The following is an 18,540-nucleotide window of genomic DNA, read 5'->3' as shown; positions in this document are numbered from 1 at the left end:
AAGCGATGAATGGTGGATAGACTCTGCATGATCGATCACGGTGGTAACGACAAGTCAAAACGCCAATAAAATCAATACTTTTGAGCGTTACCACCTCTACAATTAAGGTGGTAACAGGTGGTAACAGGCGTAATCCTAATTAACTGAGCGCAATACCTGAAATCTACTAATCGCAAGGATTTAACAGGGTTACCACCTCGCAATCTAAGTGTTACCACCTCTGAAGGCATGATCGCGCTTCTGCTAACAGTTGCACCCCCTACAGAAGCGCGATCGCGCCAAACAGAAAGAGGTTTTCCTGCAAAGCGGATCAAGTAGCAGGCAATCGTTACATCAAGCAACGATCGCTTCCGTTATCGCGATAGGCTCCTGAACCGTTACAAACGATGAGACTTGGTTCGGCAGGACAGCCCGGCATGGGATGATATCACTATCTAGAGTCTTGAGCATTCATCCTCGATCACATGGCTAGAATTCCCGTCTTCCGCGCTGGTAACCAATTGCTGAAAGTCCGTTTCATCATGCTGTTGTCACTCGCTACCTTGGTTGGAACTACATACGCAGGCGCCAATTTAGTGCAGCATTATGGTGAGGCTCCAGGAGATGGTGGCAGGTTAAAACCGCTGCCGGAACGAATCGCGATCGGTGCTTTTGTTGGGAGTCTCGGTGCTGTCTTCGCGGGCAGTATGTGGCTGTATGGCAAGTTCTATGTGGCTAGCATTGACTTTGATGATACCGAACAGAACCTTTACCTGAACACGGTAGAATTTTTCGGCACCAAACGCCATGAGATTGAACTCTCGAACGTGCTTGAGAGTGAAGAGCGTGCAGGGCAATTTGATTTGACTGCTTTCGACCCCGCTTCTATTTCTGTCAATGCCCCTTGGAAGTCAGTCCGTTTAGCAGGGTGGAGGTTGCCCGTGATCATCGATAGGCAAGGTGAAATCTTGCAGCCAGCGTTGTTTGAGAAGCTTTTTGAGGATGGAAGCGATTGAGAGGTAGAGTCTAGAGAAGCTGAAAGCGAAGTCTATGTCGATGCCGCCTACACCGACTATCAAGCTGAAGATGACCTCAAGAACACCGAAGAAATTTGCTTGCAGGTCGCCCGCAAACGCAATTCCACTCGTCCCGATTTCCCTGCCTTGGCATACATCCAGCAAACGACCCGTCATGCCATCGAAACGGTCTTTAGTCAGATTACGCTGCGCTTCCCGAAGTCCATTCATGCTGTGACAATGGATGGCTTTCTGCCCAAACTCACTGCATTCATCTTCGTCCAAACGCTCGAAGCTGCTTTCATGCCATAACCAGAAGTATCAGCGACGACCTGCATCGTTCTCATTGCTGCCAGGACGGGCTAGTTTTCATGACCATTTCTCTGCCAGTAGCCCTCCTTCCTTGAACTCGCAACTTGGGTTAGTAGAAGTATTTCAAAAAATGGGCTGAAACAGAAGTGGAAATCAACGGTTCTTAATTCTGGGCTTAAATCTCTGGAAAATAGCGACCATTTTAGAGCATTTCAAGGATTGCCTAAGATTGCTCATATCGGGCTTTAGCCTTACTGTATATAGGTTTTGCGTGTTACGGGACTGGCGGGACTCGAGCCTTAAATCAGAAGGCTATAAAGTAGATGAGAAGGAATCTATGGCAAGTCTTAATTCTGACGTACCTAAATCTGTACCTAAAAACAAAAGGGAGAGTCAAAACAAAAGAATCAAAAATAGTGTCAACAATGTCAACAGTTGCATCTAATCATCTAGAACCTATATATATCAATACTTTCAGGCTCTAAATTTGTTGACAGGGCAACGTCAACATTGTCAACAGTTTGTAAGCCTAAAATCCTGAAATCCAGTCGTAGCAAAGCTTCTCGATTGTTGTCATCGTGTCAACAAAAGGATCTTGTCCACTTTTGGTGAAGCAAAGATACGATCGCGAATCTCTTCAACGAAAATACTGAGGTTCGGGACAGTTCAAAGATCTCGATCAGTGTACAGTGACTTTTTATTTGGACTCTTACGCGATTTTGGTGATTTTGGAATTGAAGTCTCCTGAACCTGTGAGCTTACAAAACTCGTTTGTACGATCTCTCCCTTTTTCACCAAAATCGCGTAAGAGCCTTTATTTGTCGTGGAGACACATTAGTGTCGCTCAAGAAACAGAGCTAGACCTGGCTTACTTTTCTGCCTAAAGCCAACTTGGTAATCCTGGTGATCTAAGGCTAGGTTGTTGAACGAACATGTTCTGAAATCCTTTAATAAAGAGGATTTGCTCAGCGACATGAATTTGTTTTGATGTCATCTAATTTGGCATTGTACAAGAGCGCTCTAGGTTTTTGCAGTCTCAAGGCTCTAGATAATGTTCTTAGGTAGATCGCAGAGGCAAATCTGTTCCAAGAAATTGAGGCAGGGAATCGTGATTACGAACTTTTTAGATACTCAGAGTCTTCCACAAATTCCGTTTATCGAAATTGAGTTTCTACAGTCAGACACAGACCATTAGATCTTTTATTGTTCTCCAATAGCAGTAAATAGTTAAGGATTTAACAGAAATATCTACTGCTGGTTTGCCTCTAACCGCTTCTTATCTTTTTCAAGCTTCCTGATAGCCTCGTCCAGATAGTGTTGAATATCGAGTGCTAAAACAAATCCACTAACTTTTCCTTTTCTGCTTTCAACTTCTATTTGTAGTAGCTGTTGGACAGACTTAAGCCACTCTAATTCCTCAATTAACCTTGAATTGATGTTTTCAAATCTATACCGTTCCCTTAGCGACCGAAGAACGAGTCTTTTGCTCTCAATGTTCAATTGCAGTAGTGTAGCTATGAAAGTAGTTGGTTTTATGTATTTTAATACGGGGAGTTCGTGGTACTCCTGGCTGAGAACATCTCCATATTGATATCTGCTTAGGCTGATCATTCTGGAGAACTTCCAGGAATCACTCTGCATGATTGTAAGCAGATCTTGACCAGCAGAAGGCAAATTCTCTTCTTGTGCTGACTCTAGCACGTCGCCAATATAAGAGGATAGCTCTTGAAACTCTTTAAATTCTATTCCTTGGAATCCAAGGCTACCGTAACTATCCTCGGTTATGGAATCAATTACTGAAGGAGTAGCAATGGTAAGCCGTTTAGTGTTTTTCAGGTGGTCAATGTAGCGCTTAGTGTCCCTGAGTATTTCGTCTTTTCCTTTGTTGTAAAGTTTAACGTCAGAGAACATGAGAAAGAGTCCAAAAACGTGCTTTACTACTCCAATCTCAGTATAATTTCTACTATAAAAATCTACTTGAACGCTGCTAAGTATACTATCAAAATCGTCATCAGAAAGATCAGAAAAATACCAGAGTCGAACCCAGTTCGGAGTATTTTCGTTTTGAAAGTATCTACTATTTGATATTGATTGATTTAACTCTTCAGTATCTACAACACCCATATCAAAAAATGCTTTCCACCATAATCCGTTTGGGAATGGAGCGTGTAAGTCAAGCGAGGGGTACCTGTTGAGTACTTCTTGAAGCTTGGTATATTCTTGATTCTCATCTTTATTGGAATCAAAAGTTTGACTCGCAATCCGCTTACTTAAGCTAGCTGAATATGCTTCTCGTAATCTGCTAATATCTTTCGGAAGCACATTTCCGCGCTTGATCTCAATAGAAAAAGCTATAAGTAGCTTCAATAGATCCTGTACTAGCTCTATTTCCTCTTTTGCTTTCTTTGGCAAAGCATTGAAGATTCTCTCAAAATCTAAAACAATCTGCTTCAGGCTTCTTAGATTTTCATACCCAGCTTGCTCGTAGAAATCTCGTATCAAGTCAGTATTGTCAGATAAAAACTTTCTGATCTCTAGATTGTTTACCATACTAATGAAATTCTCAAGCGCACCCTCAAAATCTAGACACACACCAAAAGTTTTACCAATCAATTTCTCTTTAACAACCTGATATTTCTCGTCTTTTACCAGTTCATCTTCATTTGCGATAAGGAGTACTTTCAAGTCTTGATGTTCTACAAAGAAATTGACATATCCTAATAGATTAATCAGGTCAATTTGACAGCGCTCTAAATCGTCAAATATCAATATGCTTTTATCGGCATCTCTAAGATACTCCGGCAGATTAATATCCGGAGTCTGCAAATTTATGCTTCCGTCATCTTTGTTATCGTTATTTAGATCAATCTTCAATGTGCCTTTCAGTAAACCTTTAAGAATTTTTCCTGTTATTGCCATTCCTTTTGAAGAAAGTACAGGATGTAGTTGCTGAAAAAAAGCATTTTCTATCTCAGAAAAAGAGGTCATTCCATAAAGGCTAACGTACAGGCACTTGTGATTGTTCTCTTTAAGCTTTTCGCGATACCTACTAATAAACCATGTTTTCCCAGATCCCCATTGACCCTGTAAAAGAACAGCAAATCCGGGTGCGTGTGACAAATTACAGTAATAGTCTAGGTACGTTTCTATGTGACTGTTGATTGTTTTTTGCTCTTGGTTCATCTATTCCACAACTTTGCTTCATGATGCTTGGCGTAAATATAACAGTTATGCAGATGCAGGTGTTATGAGCAGGGTTTTACCGTTAGTCATTATGGCTTGATCTTGACTAGAGATTCGATGGATTTTGATGCTCCTAGATGTCAAGAAGTTGCGCGACAATCCACCATTACATGCTTTTCACTCGTTCTCGAACTGAGTCTCATCTGCTATCAATGCTATCGCTGTTTTCGCAATAGCAAAGGGTTATTCTCAATAAGCACGTCGCTTTTCGATGAGACAGAGATGAAAGCACGAGAAAATGAGGGTTTTATGCCTCTACCTTACAAAATACTAAATCGTAAGGTTAGGCTACGGGGAAGGTTTTAGGGATGCAGCAATGATTAGTTTTGAGATTGATTTGGGAGATTTAGAAGCGAGTGCCAAAGGGCGATGGGCATGGACAAGTGAAAATTTTGAGCGATGAAGAATTGGGGCGATTGTTTGAGAAGAGATTTCAGTCGTTTCGCGATCGTGCTCTATTCGCAATCTGTATGTTTTGCGGCTGTCGGATTAGTGAAGCGCTGCAACTGAAAGCGGAAATGATTCGAGGAAGCTTTATCACCTTCACCTGCGAGACTCGCAAGGGGAAGACGGGCACTTAGCAGGTGGAAGTTGTGCCTGCGCTGCGATCGATGATCCTTAACACCTTAAGGCTTTGATCGCGAATTGAACAACTGGAGTAGGTTGCGACCTCGGACAAGATTGATTACGTTTTGTCCAGGGTCATAGTTTGAATGCTTTTTGTGTGAGGTCTTTGCGCTAAGTGAATATTATGCTCGACTAGGTTAGACTAACACTTGCGTTACATCCTATATTAGGGCTGCTATATATTAGGGCTACATAAACAGCTAGATCCCCGATCTTCCCTATGGCTCCAGAGAACTCCCCTAGCCCTACTATTCACTTGGCTGGGATTGCTCAGTCACTCCTATCCGGATTTGCTCACAAAATTCTTCCGGGTCTAGATTCAGATACCGTATTGTTTGAATGAACACAGGTGGCAGTGGGCGACGGCACAAGGCGAAGGGGACAACTAGGCGCTTGAAGTCTTCTAACTCCGCTTCAGCAAGCTTTAGCCTTCTAGCGTGTCTTGCAGCTTCTCTAATAAGAGCATTTTTGGATCGCAACCCATTTTTGAGACTATTTGCACTAACAATGAGGCGACCGAGTTCAGTTGTAGCGCCTCTGGTCTTCTCCCAAGGCTTTGTGCGCTGAATCCTTGCGCGAAGTTCCTCCGATGTAGCAGGCATAGGCTGATCGACTCCCAAATTGACGTTGTTCAGAGTAATCCAACCTGGATTAACTAGGGTCATTCATTGAAGCACCCAATTCAGCATGACTCTCCCCTATGCGGGTGGTCAAGCTGCGAACTTTGCTATTTCTTCTCGGAGTTCTGCCAACTCCATTAGAACAGGGGCAAGCCGCTTTTCTAAATGAGCATTTATGCGAGCGTCTAGATGTTCAGAACGACGGGCTGAATCGTCGCTGGATTCGTCCCCATGGTCTCGAACATATTGCAGGAGAACGGCTGAGGCATTGCTACCGTTTGCCTTAGCCTTCTGCTTGAAGGCTTCCCACAAGGCATCATCACATCGGAATGTCGCAAGCTTTTCAGGCATCGTTGCACTTGTCTAGATTTTGTCTAGCTCAGTCTAACAGCCCTGACTTCAGTTGAGCGATCTTTCTGAATCCCAAAATGCCCGCATGAAGTCCACACCTCTGTCTATACAAGTCTAGATTCTGTCTAGCATTCAGGACAAAATGAATACAACATAACTACCGTTTTGGTGTATTCGGGTTTAATGGGGAATTTTTCGATGTTGGCAACCAGACAGGCAACGCTACCGACATTCGCGATCGTTGAGTTTCTGCGAAACACCGCAGACGTTCCGCTTGAACTACTTCATTCATGCTTTCTCAACGTAGAGTTCACTTGCAAACTTGTCAGAAACAATGAATGGTTATTCCTCATGCGCTCGGCAGGTGCTGCTTCGGTCCGCACCATCTGAATGACTCTAGGACTCCTTGGAAGATAGTTTTCAAGCGCTCCATTGACTTGATAGAGACATCAACCTCTCCGCAGTAACCGTCTGCCATAGTACAGGTGTATTTAGAGCCATTTAGGTTATTTAGGAAAACTACCCCTCCAGATGGGGCACTGATCATGTTATTTGCGATTGGTTGGAGATTGAGCGGTTGAGGATTCCTGCCAGCACCAAGCCCGCGTGAACGATCTTCGAGATGTTGGATAGAATTGCGTACAGCTCGAAGGTTAGGAAGGTCTATGAGCATTTGATTGTGCAACACCTCGATCTGGCTTGGAACGCTTACTTCTTTAGCAAGAACGCCAAGAAATTTCTCGAACGTATCAAGTGCGTAGAGAAATGCACGAGCGTAAATGAATGGCAAGTTGTGCTCGAACGTATGAGGAAGTCCGCCGTTCGCCCATTTTTCTCGCTTGAGGCGGAGCTCAGTTTCAAAATTAATATTGTCCCAGTCTTCACTATGCATGACTCCACGCTCCTGTTCGACAGCGCGTTGAATTTCCGAGCGGCGTATTGAGTTGCGCTTCCAATCGTTCAGGTCTGCAAACGATGGGGGAGTTGACTGTGCATCGCGAAATAGGTTCAGTGCTAAATTGGCATCAAAAAACTGCGACTCAAGAGAACTAAGAAGCTGCTGAATTCTATGCGCCCAGTCCTTGTCCTCATAATCAAGCCGGGTTCCGGGAGTGACGATTTCAAATACGATCATTGTCAGGAAGTCAGATGAAAGGTTTCTGTCTAACACTCTAGTGCAGCGTCAAGACTAAAGTGATCTCTAAAAGTCCTGCTTGATGCCTCTTTCTAAGTGTGCTTACCCTAAAATTAAGCTGTGACGATGCACTAGCTTGAGCAAGCGATCGTCGCTCAATGCAACGGCTGCAATGTACCCAACCTTCTGCTCGCGCCGCAGCAATCTAGGAGATCGCTTCGCTGCCCACACCGCAGAAGTCCAACCCGAAATGCCCATTCTGCCGTTGCCCTTGTGACAGTCGCTCTACAAAGGAATGCGGGTTTCAGAACATAACCGAATGGTGATTTATGCCATTTTTAGTCCAAGGCAAATCCTGAAGTCCAGTGTGACAGTTCCAGCAGGTCATGCCAGCGTAGCGGCGGGGGGTATGCTCACTTTTCCGGCGGTAGCCCTAGCTTCTCGCGGAAGCCTAGGATGATCGGATAGGTTTTCACTTGCGCTTGACTTAGTAAGAATGACTCGCAGCAAAAAAAAGCACCCAAGATCGAGTGCTTGTTGTGTTTTGTTTCTTAAATAGAACATGATCTCAAACCAAAGGATTCTCTCTAGAGAATGAGGGCTAGATCGTGGCATTAACATGATTGAGCGGATAGACTCAAACCAGCAGGAGGAGAGCAAATGCCAGAGTCATTCGAGCGACAAACGCTTAAAACATTGGTTGAACTGTTGGCAAGTGTGAGAGACAACGATCAGACAAACTTCGATCGCGTCACCGCATCGATCGACGCTCTAACGCTCAACATTGCTCAGTTGGCAGCACAGCAGAAACAGACTGCCGCGAATATCGATAAATTGGATGGGAAGCTAGACCGCATGATCACAGCGCTAGATGGTCATTTGGCACTAGCACAGCAACAGAGTGCGAATATTGAAGCCTTAACAAGACTGGCTACCGCTTTAGTTTCTAACAACCGCTAGAACCGCTCTGCTCGTCTTCGTAAGCGTTAATCCACAAAAAGAGATCGCCCTTCTCTTACCGTCATGTCTGGAGCTGAGGGTTGTTTCGGAACAGTACAACTTCATTCCTCTTGACGTAGGAATGAAGTTGCTCGACAACTAGAAAAGTAGGCTGTTACTCTGCTTAACATAAGGGCTAAACATCCTGGACACTTAGGCAAGACGATAAAAGGGAAGTTTGATGATTAATCCGGCATCTGAGCGTCTTCAGGAGCATGCAGATCGAATCATGCGATTGTGGGAGGAGCGGGCACGCGCTGAAATCAGCCCCTCCATGCATCACACCTCGCTGATCTTGCAAGATTCGCTACCGCAGTACTTAAGCTTCCTCGTCACTGAATTATCAACCACTATTGAACGCACCTCTGCCCGCATCAACGCTGATAAAGTGGAAAGCGATCGGATAGGCAGGAAGCATGGACGGGAACGCGCGGAATATGCTGATTACTCAATTACTCAACTGATCCTGGAGTATCACATTCTCCGCCAGGTGGTTTTTCAGGTGCTAGAGGAAGAAGCGCCGTTAACCATCCGGGAACGAGACATTATCATCAGTTCCATTGAGCAAGCTGTCAATGATGCAGCAACGCAGTTCTCACAAACGTTGAGCGAGATTCAAGAGATGTTTATGGTGACCCTGACCCATGACCTAAAAAATCCCCTGAATGTGATGAAAATGGGCACACACCTGGTTTTACGCCGATTTGAACGCGGTGATCGCTACTTTGATGTCACAGCTCGAATGATCGGTGCGATCGACCGACTGGATGGGATGATTCAAAACTTGCTCGATACGAGTCGGTTACGGGCAGGGCAGGGCTTGAGTTTAACGTTCGAGAATTGCGATTTAGAGCAGCTCCTTCAGGAAGTTATGGAGGACTTGAACTTCGCTTATGAAGAACGCTTTGTGCTGGTTTCTGGTGGTGCGGTTGAAACCCGTTGCAGCCGCAAGGAATTACGGCGAGTCATTGAAAACATCGCTGTGAATGCGGTGAAATATGGTGCTCCTAATACGCCAATCACGCTCACGCTGCAACACACTGCAACGACAGTCCACATCACTATTCATAACGAAGGTCAGCCCATTTCTCCAGAAGTACAATCCATTCTCTTTCAACAATTTCGTCGTACTAAGACTGCTGGAGAGCAGAAAGGATGGGGCTTAGGCTTATTCTTAGCAAAGAGCTTAACTGAAATGCATCAAGGAACAATTGAGGTTGAAAGTGCAGAGGGCAAGGGGACAAGCTTTATCATCAAGTTGCCAATCGCCCCGACCGAGACAGCTAACCCTCAGTCAAACCAGATCGAGAATGGCTGAGATAATTTCTTCTGAATCAATGTGCTTGGGCAAGAACCGATCAAATCCAGCTTCCAACACCGTGTTTGCGGCAAATTCTCGCGTGTAAGATGTAACGGCGATCGCGGGAAGGTGAGCCATTCTTCCTGATTCTGCCTGACGAATTTCTTGGATCAGCCAATCGCCATTCTGGTCAGGCAATTTGATGTTAGAAAGGAGGATATCTGGACGAGAGCGATGAAGGTGCACCAAAGCGTCATTGGCTTGCATGACCCAGATAGCTTCTGCTCCGGCTTCACTCAGGATAAACAGCAGTAAATCTGCCATATCACACTCATCCTCCACCAGCAAGACTTTTACTCCTGCTAAGGGTTGCGTTTGATGTGCTTGTGTTTTGCCAGTAATATTCACCTGACTAGAAGAATGTTCCATGTCTTAGTCCTTCTCTTTCTCTGACTTAATGGAGCCAATTAGTCAGTGTGCTTGCCTCATACTCAGGGGAGAAACGTGGAGAAGCCAACCACACATCAATATGTATACTTTTGTAACAAACAATGAAGGTCGTACACTTCAGGGAGATGAACAACCTAAAACCGAAGTTATAAGGACGCGCTGACGATTTTCACAGAGATCTTTAGCCACATATAAAAATGTAAGCCACGTATTTGATCGTGGCTTTTCTAATAGTTTCATCCTGCATTTATTCACCGTCCTAATTCCCCAAATAGCGGTAGGATGAATCCCGACTACTGCCCCGACTGCCCCCGACCGTTAACTGACCAGTCGGGGCACTCCATTAAAAAACGGTCGGAGCACGACCGTTCAGAGATATAGGGGTTTCAGTCTTTCGGTCGGTTCCGGTCGGCTCATCCTTCATCGTCAGAATTCCAGTCATCAGAGCAGAATTGCAGCCGATCGCTATCGAACCGACCGACCCCCAAGCTAAGCTCAATTAATGTTAGGAATTCGCTTCTAATTTCGCCAGCAGATTTGCCGCTAAACTGCCCCCAGCCTGATCGTTGACAATCCTTTGCTTTCAGCCATCCTTGACGGATTGAAAGCTCTAGAATCGCTTCCTGGATGGGGCTTAATTGGATGCCTTCATCGTCAGCTTCTTCATAGGCATCGGTTGACATTTCATACAGTCGATTCAGGCGATCAATTGATGGTGAAAAATCAATCGGAGCCATACCAATAGGATTACCATTTGCATCTAGATCGGGCACTGATGCCGGAAACCAACGACCCTGAGAATAGACCAATGCAGGACGCTTAACACCTGCTAGAGAAGCTTTTAACTGTTCTCGCAGTTCCTTGTTTTGCTTGGCTCCTAACTTAAAGATGCGATCGTCAGTCATCGCTTTTGCAATCCCCTTCAGTCCGGGAAAGATAATCGTTGCATCGTTTCGGGATTCTGCCCCCGTCCCAAAGTCCGCACCGGATAACTTGACCGAAACAATACACATCCGCGCTTTGATTTTGCGGGTGACTGTGGTGAACTTGCTCACCCAGGAATCAACCGTCTTTTGAGCATCCTTGCTCATTGCTTGCAACGTCTTGAAGGTATCCGCCCCCTCCTCAACGACTCGGAACACTCCAACGAAGTCATTCTTGCCAGCGCGATACTCTTGCAACCTTGTAGCAATGACATCCAGATCAGCGCCCATAGCTTCGATCATTTCCTCATGCTCAGTAACAATCGAGCATCCCTGCCAGTCATCTTGTCGCGCATAGATATCGAACACGCTGATCTCTGGATTCTGTCCCGGAAACAGGATGTAACGCGCCAAATATCGCGCCAATCTGGACTTGCCGCCGCCCATTGGGGAGACGATGCCTAAAATCGGGTGTTCATCTGCATCGCTCAACTCTGTCCAATCAAACAGCGGCAGAAGCTCGACGGGTTCCGGTTCAGATGGAGCCAGTGCAACGGTCGGCGCGTTAGGCTTCATTGCTGCATAGAAAGCATTTTGAAATGCGGTCTGGCTTAAGTCAGCCTGATCATTTCCGCTTCGCTCGGTGTCGATCGCAATCTTACGAATCGGCTGGGCGATCAATGCCGTGGCAAGTGTGCCAGCAAAAAATCCCATTTTCCCCTGCGGCGTTGTGGCATTGGAGGCGCAAGCCAGAAGAATCAGACTTCCCGCGAGAAGTCCCCATGATGCAATGTTCGCCCGGAAATTCGCATCAATGAAGTGCTTAATTTGGGACGTGTGCAACTCATGAGTCATAGTGGGCGACCTCCGATAATGACCCCAATAACGACAAATGCAACCTTAAGCAGAATGGGGATTTGAGCGTCAGGCACTCTGAATAAGCCATAGGCGACTGCCCCGATACCTACCAAGCAAAGCAATCCGAACGGCAGCCAGAACGCGCTTAGAAAGGGCGTATGAAAGCAGAGCGAAGTTAGGAAGCCACTACCAGCGACCCATGAAACAGCATTCAGCATCGCATCGGTGAATCTTGCCTGAATCAACGATCTCCGCATCAAATCGGCAGCTTCACTTGCGGGGTCAAGTCTGTTTGTATCCGACTTGATGACCTCCACGCGCTTTCCAAATAGGCTCTCTAGTTGCAGTTGGACGTTTGGCGTTCCGGGTGGCGAATTGTTATTTTCTGACTTCATGCTTCACCTGCGGCTGGATAGAGTTTGCGATGCTGTGCTTAAGCGCTAAAAGTGCGGCTCCGGTGAATAAACCACTGATTCCAACCGAGAGCAAAAGGAAAGCCCAGACATCATGTGGCTTGCTCTTTTGGGCGCTTTCCTTGGCTTGTGCTGCATAAGTCCGAGAGATATCGGCGGCATCTTTCGCGTTCTCGATCAGCAGTTCAATCTGGTGAATGGAATGATGCAGCGTTCGATTGAATTCAGCGATCGCGGACGATTCCGGTGAGGCGTTCGATGGCGGTTTTCTGGATTTGTTGGAGGGCATAAGCTTGCATCTTTTGAGTAATGAGTGGGGATAAGTCGATGGCGCTTCTGGCTAGGAAGTACAGCCAAAGAAAGCGCCAGGTGAGGCGCTTCGCCGTGTTCATTCGCGGGCATCCCCTCCCCCAACCCAGAACGGAGTCAGGATCGCCGCATAGAAAAGCGCGACCGCAATCAAGAAGGTTTGTCCAATGCCCGTAAGAACGGCGATTTCAGCCTCTAGGGATCTGCGTTGCACATTGCAACGGGCATCTGTGGCGACTGGGGGGATTGCCGCCAGTTCAGTTGAGGGGACGGGTTCCGGTTCAAGTTCAAGGGAGGGGACAAGATAACTTTCTGCCGCATCCCTAAACAGTTTGGCGCGAGGGGAATCGATCAAGAAGCCCAGGCGCATGATGCCGCGCTTGCTCCAGTAAATTCGGGCGATATTGTCGGGGTCAATGACCTTGATCCAGTGCGCCCCCTCCCTCAATTCGGAGCGGTTCCGGGTTTTGTGAGATCTGACAGCTTCAGCAGTACACCCGAACCCCTCAGCTACTAAAGCGGTCGGGAGTGCCCAGTCTTGAAAATCGGATGAGAACTGAGCTTTTTCAAGGATTGGCAGGAATTCATTCATAATCGATCTACCTCAATTAACCAGGGGTAGCCCAGGCCGGATCTGTGGAAGGTGGGGGACTGGGTTTTTAATTTGGTGCGCTTCGGTAGATTACCGAAAGTCACTTAACGCTATCATAAGGCAATAAGTCTTTGATGGAGGTAGGATTCAATGGTTGTTACTGCCAATGAGCCGCAAGTCCAAGTGCCTGCAAGAATCCCAAAAGTTAACGTTTATCTTCAAGACGACGTGAAAACTGACTTGGAGAAGCTAGCAAATGCAGAAAGGCGCTCTCTCTCTCAAATGGCGGCAATTCTGATCGAACAGGGGATTCAAAGAGCAAAGGCAGACGGGAAGATTCCCCCTGATCCACCACAAACGGAATGAGCTTCGGACACTTTTTGGTTGGATATTTCCGAGGGTAAGGGCTTGATTTTCCAGTACGAATCCACTACAATCCACGAAGCCTGCTAGACAGGAAGCCCTAAGACTGGGAAGCCAAATCGTTAATCTCCACATCTCCGCAGTAGGAGAGGTTTCCCAATGGTTAAAAGACGAACTCATCCAACAAGTATTAGATTGCCAGAGCAGCTCAAGTTAGCACTAGAGGCTAAGTCTGAGCTAACTGGTCTGCGCCCCGCCACTTTAGCGGTTATGGCGATCGCGCAATTTCTTGACCCGAATAATCAACCCCCCCCGAACGCTACGTAGTTGAGTGTGGGGGGTTTTGTGTTTTGCTTCTGCGCCTAATAGCAAAATTCCCCAACTGCTGCTGAAACAGCAATCGAGGAACTCCTTTGATCAACCTGATAGCGTACCTACAAGCCTGCTATCAGACAACCTGCGCTCAAACGGGCGCAGAAACAAGTTTTATGTCAGAAAAAATTGTTGAACTAATTGTAGCAAGCCAGCCGCTCAAGGCACAAGTGAGGGCGAAACAATACCCATTGAGTCTTGCACCCAGGGCGCTCTACGACCTGCTTTGGACACCACAGCGAAGTCTACGGCAGGATCTGCTGATCGCCCTGGCTGAAGCCCTAGCCTTTCAGCAGAAGGGAGGTGTGCTTTGAACCTCCCTTCTAATCGTAACTTTTGCGATTTCCCTCAAGAATGGCGCTTTACCCCGATCGCGAAAGGAGGGAAAGCTCCGATCGGCCAAGGTTGGCAGAACAAGCCTTTTCAATGGCAAGACGTGATCAGGCTTTTCAGTAAGACTTACCAGGATCGGCAGGTCAGCGCAGTTGGCGTAATCTCCGGTGAGGTTTCAGGTGGATTACTGCTACTTGACCATGACGGCTCTAGCTGCGAAAAGCTTCTCAGCGAATGGGGACAAGTCCCCCAAACCTGGAAAGTCAGCAGCGGTAAACCTGGGCATTATCAGCTAGCGTTTACGGTTCCCAAAACGTATTGGGGTGCAATCGCAACCCGGAAGTACCGAACAGGCGCAATTGATAAGGACGGCAAGCACGAACAGATTGAATTGCGTTGGAATGGGTGTCAATCACTTGTGTTTGGGGAACACCCAGAAACCCACCGGAACTACGAATGGACAGATATTGGTGGTCCAATCGCGGAAGCTCCGTTGTGTGTGATTGAAAAGATGCTCAAACCGGAGCTAGAGCATTCACGCCAACAACAGCATTTACAGAAATGGTCAGATCAGGATTGGGCGAACTCATATTTAGGTGCAATCGATCCAAATCCACTTGATTGGTATACATGGCGAGATTGTCTGTTTGCTGCACATGAAGCAGGCTTATCCGAACATGAAGCGCGATCGTGGTCCAACCGAAGCACAAAGCACACCGATAAAGGGTTTGATGCGGTATGGCAGCACATCAAGGGTAACAAGATACGAAGCATCACACTGGGAACGCTAGGCTATTTAGCAAAACAGAATGGCTGGACATCTCCGTTTCCAAGGCGGGAAAACGTCAAGGCTAACCGCGCTCAACCTGTATTAGAAGCGGTGAGTGTCGCGAAAATGCCGATCGAGCAGCTTCAAGCCGAAGTAAGTGACTTATGCGAACTGTCGCTGTCACAATCTGATCTAAGTGCAAAAATCCTTTCTTTGGCAGAACGGAGCGGTCGCCAATCGAAAGACGTTTGGGGGCTTTACACCGCAAGGCAAACAGACCTCAGCGAATCAGACAACGTTAGCAGTATTAACGAGTTGCTTTCGCTGCAAAAATCGACACTTAAAGCACGCGACATTCTGCGCCCTGAACTGGCAGAGTTGATTGAAAAAACCGCAATCGCACTTCCAACAGCGGAATCTTGGCTGATTACGACGTTGCTACCTGCAATTGGGAGCGCGGTCGGAGGAGGGCAGCGGCTTGTGGTTAGCCCAAAATCAGGCTACGTAGTCACTCCGATTTTTTGGAGCGCGATCGTTGCCAAATCCGGAAGAAAGAAGTCCCCAACCCAAGGCGCAATCCTAAAACCTTTGATGGAACTTGAAACTGACGCATTCAAGCGCTACAAAAACGCCGTGCAGTCGTACAAAAATTCGGTCAAGCAAGAAGATCCTGAGCAGCCTCCTGAAGCGCCGGTTCGAGAGAGATTCGTTACGAATAGTTCAACGCCCGAGGGGCTAGCCCGCATTCTCAGTGAAAGTCCGAATATCCTACGGTACACGGACGAACTGCGAGGATTATTCTCATTCAACCAATACAAGAAGGTTGGGGACGAAGAACAGTTTTATCTATCTCTGTTCAACGGCGAGCCTGTGATTGTCGATCGCGCTGATCCCGACAAGTCAATCGTTGCGAATCGTCCATGCGCGGGAATCACGGGAACAATTCAATCCGGAGTTCTAGAAAAGCTGCAATCCAAACTCGGATTCGACGATGCCTCTGGACTAATGGCGAGATTTTTATTTTGCTGTGAGGACTCGCCACTAGGCTACCTCGATTTGAATGACGAGGATAACTCGGCTCAACAGTTGCAGATTGTTCTCAAAGAGCTTTACGGGGCATTTCGAGGAATGTCCGATCGTGATTACCTTCTGTCTTCAGAAGCGAAAAAGTACTTTCAGCACTGGCAACACTATTTAATTGATCTTGCCAGTGCTGAAGCTCACGCAGGATTAGCGGCTGTGTACCCAAAAATCGAAACCTATACAGCCCGATTTGCGTTATTGCTCCACGTTGTAAATGCGATGTTTGTGGATAGAAATCCTGCCGTTACGATTTCGGGTGAAACGATGGAAAAAGCGATCGTGCTGGCTCAATACTATTTGAACCAAGCAAAAATCATTTACGGTACAAACGACCCGGAATCGAAGCAGGATAAGGCTTTGATGGCACTGATTGAATTAGGACGCAAGAAAGGCGTTCTAACAGCTCGTGAGGCGAAAATCGGTGTTAGAGCACTGCGAGAACAAACACCCGCACAGATTCGCGAATTGTTTACGAAGCTTGTCGAGTTGGGACACGGTTCAACCGAGGGTGAGGGAATTCGCGCAAAGTGGGTTTATTCGGAGACTCGAACCAAAAATAAAACGGAACCCGTTTCGCCTGCGGTGAAAGAATCGACATTGGTAAAACCTGCGATCGCAGAATCCAAATCGGTCGCGCTGACCGATTTGGTGGTGAAACCTGCGACTCCGATCCCGATACAAAAGGCTAGATGGCAACCGAAAGAGGGCGATCGGGTGCGTTACGTCGGTGAGAACGAAATCTTCAAAGCTCAGTATTCAGGCACTTTGAAAGTGAACTCGACAAGCCCTGACGGGGTTTCTTGTTTCACTGATGACGGTCGCCTTTCAACTTGGATTCCAGAAAAAGAACTTCAGCTATTGAACTCGGAGGTAACAGCATGACCGCACCATCACGAGCCGAAATCAAGGAACTCATTCGAGAAGTCTTTCTCGAAATGTGTGGAGGTGTTCAGCCCGACACCTCTAAACAGTGGTTAGACCTTGAGCAAGCATGGGAGAGACTTGGGTTTCCGAGCTATCACGCCTGCTACAAAGCAGTTCAATCCGGGCTGTTCCGAGAGGGTAAAGAGGTTCGTGATCGTAGAAGACCAGGCGCAAGAAGAGCTAAATGGCAAGTCAACATTGCACTTGCAAACAAGCGATTAACGCAGGACGGCGAAAAGCGCTCTAGTCGTTAAGTATGGGGGATGATTGGCGGCTTCGGTCGATCATCCCTACTCATAATGCGCTGTGAGGCTTCTATGTTCTGCTTGTCGCTGATGTGGCGGTGATAGCGTTTTAGATGAACATTAGGGCTATGACCCATCAAAGCGGCTGCAACAGTCGGATGATAGTCGAACTTAACAGTCCTAATACCAAAGGCATGACGCAACGCATACGGTGGAAACGGGACGTTGTAGCGTCGAAACTGACGCGCTACCTTGTCCCCAAGTTTTCGTTCTTCATACAGGCGATCGACATCCTTGACTTTTGGGAGTCGAATATTCCTTAAACCGAATTCATCAACCCATTCAGGGTAGAGCGCTTCAAAAACAAGCCTTTGCCCTGTTTTGCCTTTGCGAACAAACAACCCATCCTCACGCCACTCACAGAAAAACACTTCATGATCTCGTAGTCCGAATGCAGCCATCACGCCATAAATCCAACGCCAATTAGCGTTAGGGATTTTGCGCCAATAGCGCACGATATCTTCATCAGAAGGGATTTCACGGTCTTGCACCTTAGAAGCTCCGTAAGAGCCTTTGTACTGGCGCAAATTGACATTTAAACCAATGAAGTCTGCTAATATCTGAAGCTTGTTGCAGGTTTCAAGACGATTACGGGTATTGCGCTCGGTAGTAAAAACAATTTTTGTCAACAATTCTGAGGTCACAGGTTCGTCTGGCGGCAACCGCTTGTAAATCTTCTCCCAGTCGCCTTTCCATGTGCTCTCTGACAACGAATGAGTTTCAAAGTAGTGTCGCTTGAAGTCATTAATCCACGATCGCGCCGTTCGATTCTCTGGCAAGCGATCGCTATCAATGTATTGGCTCCAGTCAAATTCTTTCGAGATCAGCCGAGAACCCAATAACCTTGCCTCCTCCTCCGCACGTTTGAACCCTTTCTCGGTTGCAGGTACACCCACGCTAATCGACTGCTGGTAAGGCATTGGTCGATCGATGTGAGGTTTAGGCGGAAGAGTTGCTTTCATCCAAATCATATTCCCACGCAGAAACAGGCGCACCTTCACATGACTGTCCTTGAGACGCTGATTCACCGCTTCGAGCGCGTATTCGAGTTTTGGGGGCATAGATCAAAAATGTTGACAACTTCGTTGACACGATGACAACAGTTGAAAAGCGTTGCTGTAACTAGGCTTCAAGATGTTTCCTAGAAAAATGTTGACAGACCCTTAGAAATGTTGACATCAAGCGTCAACACCGTTAAAGCGCTGCTACATCAAGTTTCAAGGAAAAAAACTTTAATTGTTGACATTGTTGACGCTTTTCTAGA

General features: G+C 46.8%; 22 protein-coding genes. 11 read left to right on the top strand and 11 right to left on the bottom strand.

The window, feature by feature from the left end:
- Positions 1-464: 464 nt before the first annotated feature.
- Positions 465-995 carry a hypothetical protein gene (locus NC981_RS19370; protein WP_348244440.1) on the top strand — a complete coding sequence of 177 codons (531 nt, stop codon included), beginning with the start codon at positions 465-467 and terminating at the stop codon, positions 993-995.
- A gap of 99 nt (positions 996-1,094) precedes the next feature.
- A complete protein-coding gene (locus NC981_RS19365; RefSeq protein ID WP_348244439.1) occupies positions 1,095-1,307 on the top strand; it encodes a hypothetical protein in 213 nt (70 codons plus the stop codon).
- Positions 1,308-2,555: 1,248 nt separating this feature from the next.
- Here NC981_RS19365 and NC981_RS19360 read toward each other — a convergent pair.
- Positions 2,556-4,490, bottom strand: a complete 1,935-nt coding sequence (locus NC981_RS19360; RefSeq protein ID WP_348244438.1) for a P-loop NTPase fold protein — start codon at positions 4,488-4,490, stop codon at positions 2,556-2,558.
- A gap of 416 nt (positions 4,491-4,906) precedes the next feature.
- Here NC981_RS19360 and NC981_RS19355 point away from each other — a divergent pair, with 416 nt between their 5' ends.
- Complete coding sequence (locus tag NC981_RS19355) at positions 4,907-5,131, top strand: hypothetical protein (protein ID WP_348244437.1); 225 nt, start codon at positions 4,907-4,909, stop codon at positions 5,129-5,131.
- Positions 5,132-5,425: 294 nt separating this feature from the next.
- Here the strand turns inward: NC981_RS19355 and NC981_RS19350 are convergent, their stop codons facing one another.
- The 4 genes from NC981_RS19350 to NC981_RS19335 all read right to left on the bottom strand — a co-directional run bounded on the left by NC981_RS19350 (position 5,426) and on the right by NC981_RS19335 (position 7,541).
- Entirely contained in the window at positions 5,426-5,842 is a 417-nt protein-coding gene (locus NC981_RS19350; protein WP_348244436.1) for a hypothetical protein, read from the bottom strand.
- Positions 5,843-5,887: 45 nt separating this feature from the next.
- Entirely contained in the window at positions 5,888-6,148 is a 261-nt protein-coding gene (locus NC981_RS19345; RefSeq protein ID WP_348244435.1) for a hypothetical protein, read from the bottom strand.
- Between the two features lie 349 nt (positions 6,149-6,497).
- The gene (locus tag NC981_RS19340; protein ID WP_348244434.1) at positions 6,498-7,283 is read right to left on the bottom strand and encodes a hypothetical protein; all 786 of its coding nucleotides are present in this window, start codon (positions 7,281-7,283) and stop codon (positions 6,498-6,500) included.
- 102 nt (positions 7,284-7,385) lie between these two features.
- Positions 7,386-7,541, bottom strand: coding sequence for a hypothetical protein (locus NC981_RS19335; protein ID WP_348244433.1), 156 nt, complete (start codon positions 7,539-7,541; stop codon positions 7,386-7,388).
- 61 nt (positions 7,542-7,602) lie between these two features.
- Here NC981_RS19335 and NC981_RS19330 point away from each other — a divergent pair, with 61 nt between their 5' ends.
- The 3 genes from NC981_RS19330 to NC981_RS19320 all read left to right on the top strand — a co-directional run bounded on the left by NC981_RS19330 (position 7,603) and on the right by NC981_RS19320 (position 9,600).
- The gene (locus NC981_RS19330; RefSeq protein WP_348244432.1) at positions 7,603-7,743 is read left to right on the top strand and encodes a hypothetical protein; all 141 of its coding nucleotides are present in this window, start codon (positions 7,603-7,605) and stop codon (positions 7,741-7,743) included.
- A gap of 200 nt (positions 7,744-7,943) precedes the next feature.
- Positions 7,944-8,243 carry a hypothetical protein gene (locus tag NC981_RS19325; protein WP_348244431.1) on the top strand — a complete coding sequence of 100 codons (300 nt, stop codon included), beginning with the start codon at positions 7,944-7,946 and terminating at the stop codon, positions 8,241-8,243.
- Positions 8,244-8,511: 268 nt separating this feature from the next.
- The gene (locus NC981_RS19320) at positions 8,512-9,600 is read left to right on the top strand and encodes a HAMP domain-containing sensor histidine kinase (RefSeq protein ID WP_348244430.1); all 1,089 of its coding nucleotides are present in this window, start codon (positions 8,512-8,514) and stop codon (positions 9,598-9,600) included.
- On the opposite strand, the gene NC981_RS19315 is transcribed toward NC981_RS19320, so the two are convergent.
- The 5 genes from NC981_RS19315 to NC981_RS19295 form a co-directional block, all read right to left on the bottom strand.
- Positions 9,577-10,011: a response regulator gene (locus NC981_RS19315; RefSeq protein WP_348244429.1), complete on the bottom strand. Its 435-nt coding sequence runs from the start codon at positions 10,009-10,011 to the stop codon at positions 9,577-9,579. The genes NC981_RS19320 and NC981_RS19315 overlap by 24 nt on opposite strands.
- 434 nt (positions 10,012-10,445) lie before the next feature.
- Entirely contained in the window at positions 10,446-11,810 is a 1,365-nt protein-coding gene (locus NC981_RS19310) for a hypothetical protein (RefSeq protein WP_348244428.1), read from the bottom strand.
- Complete coding sequence (locus tag NC981_RS19305) at positions 11,807-12,208, bottom strand: hypothetical protein (RefSeq protein WP_348244427.1); 402 nt, start codon at positions 12,206-12,208, stop codon at positions 11,807-11,809. Before NC981_RS19305 ends, NC981_RS19310 begins: the two co-directional genes overlap by 4 nt.
- Positions 12,192-12,515 (bottom strand): hypothetical protein, encoded by a 324-nt coding sequence (locus tag NC981_RS19300; RefSeq protein ID WP_348244426.1) that lies wholly within the window; start codon positions 12,513-12,515, stop codon positions 12,192-12,194. The genes NC981_RS19305 and NC981_RS19300 overlap by 17 nt, the downstream gene beginning before the upstream one ends.
- Before the next feature lie 99 nt (positions 12,516-12,614).
- Entirely contained in the window at positions 12,615-13,127 is a 513-nt protein-coding gene (locus NC981_RS19295) for a hypothetical protein (protein WP_348244425.1), read from the bottom strand.
- 150 nt (positions 13,128-13,277) lie between these two features.
- Between NC981_RS19295 and NC981_RS19290 the strand changes: the two genes are divergently transcribed.
- The 5 genes from NC981_RS19290 (at position 13,278) to NC981_RS19270 (ending at position 17,225) form a co-directional block, all read left to right on the top strand.
- Positions 13,278-13,493 (top strand): hypothetical protein, encoded by a 216-nt coding sequence (locus tag NC981_RS19290; protein ID WP_348244424.1) that lies wholly within the window; start codon positions 13,278-13,280, stop codon positions 13,491-13,493.
- Between the two features lie 156 nt (positions 13,494-13,649).
- Positions 13,650-13,817, top strand: coding sequence for a hypothetical protein (locus NC981_RS19285; protein ID WP_348244423.1), 168 nt, complete (start codon positions 13,650-13,652; stop codon positions 13,815-13,817).
- Positions 13,818-13,978: 161 nt separating this feature from the next.
- Complete coding sequence (locus NC981_RS19280) at positions 13,979-14,176, top strand: hypothetical protein (RefSeq protein ID WP_348244422.1); 198 nt, start codon at positions 13,979-13,981, stop codon at positions 14,174-14,176.
- Positions 14,173-16,929 (top strand): DUF3987 domain-containing protein, encoded by a 2,757-nt coding sequence (locus NC981_RS19275; RefSeq protein ID WP_348244421.1) that lies wholly within the window; start codon positions 14,173-14,175, stop codon positions 16,927-16,929. The genes NC981_RS19280 and NC981_RS19275 overlap by 4 nt, the downstream gene beginning before the upstream one ends.
- A complete protein-coding gene (locus tag NC981_RS19270) occupies positions 16,926-17,225 on the top strand; it encodes a hypothetical protein (RefSeq protein WP_348244420.1) in 300 nt (99 codons plus the stop codon). Before NC981_RS19275 ends, NC981_RS19270 begins: the two co-directional genes overlap by 4 nt.
- Here NC981_RS19270 and NC981_RS19265 read toward each other — a convergent pair.
- Positions 17,222-18,337, bottom strand: coding sequence for a hypothetical protein (locus NC981_RS19265; RefSeq protein WP_348244419.1), 1,116 nt, complete (start codon positions 18,335-18,337; stop codon positions 17,222-17,224). The genes NC981_RS19270 and NC981_RS19265 overlap by 4 nt on opposite strands.
- Between the last annotated feature and the right edge of the window lie 203 nt (positions 18,338-18,540).

Source organism: Leptolyngbya sp. DQ-M1 (assembly GCF_039962505.1).
Classification (GTDB): domain Bacteria; phylum Cyanobacteriota; class Cyanobacteriia; order Leptolyngbyales; family Leptolyngbyaceae; genus Leptolyngbya.
Note: the sequence above shows the minus strand (reverse complement) of the source record. Positions and strands in the feature narration are given on the sequence as shown.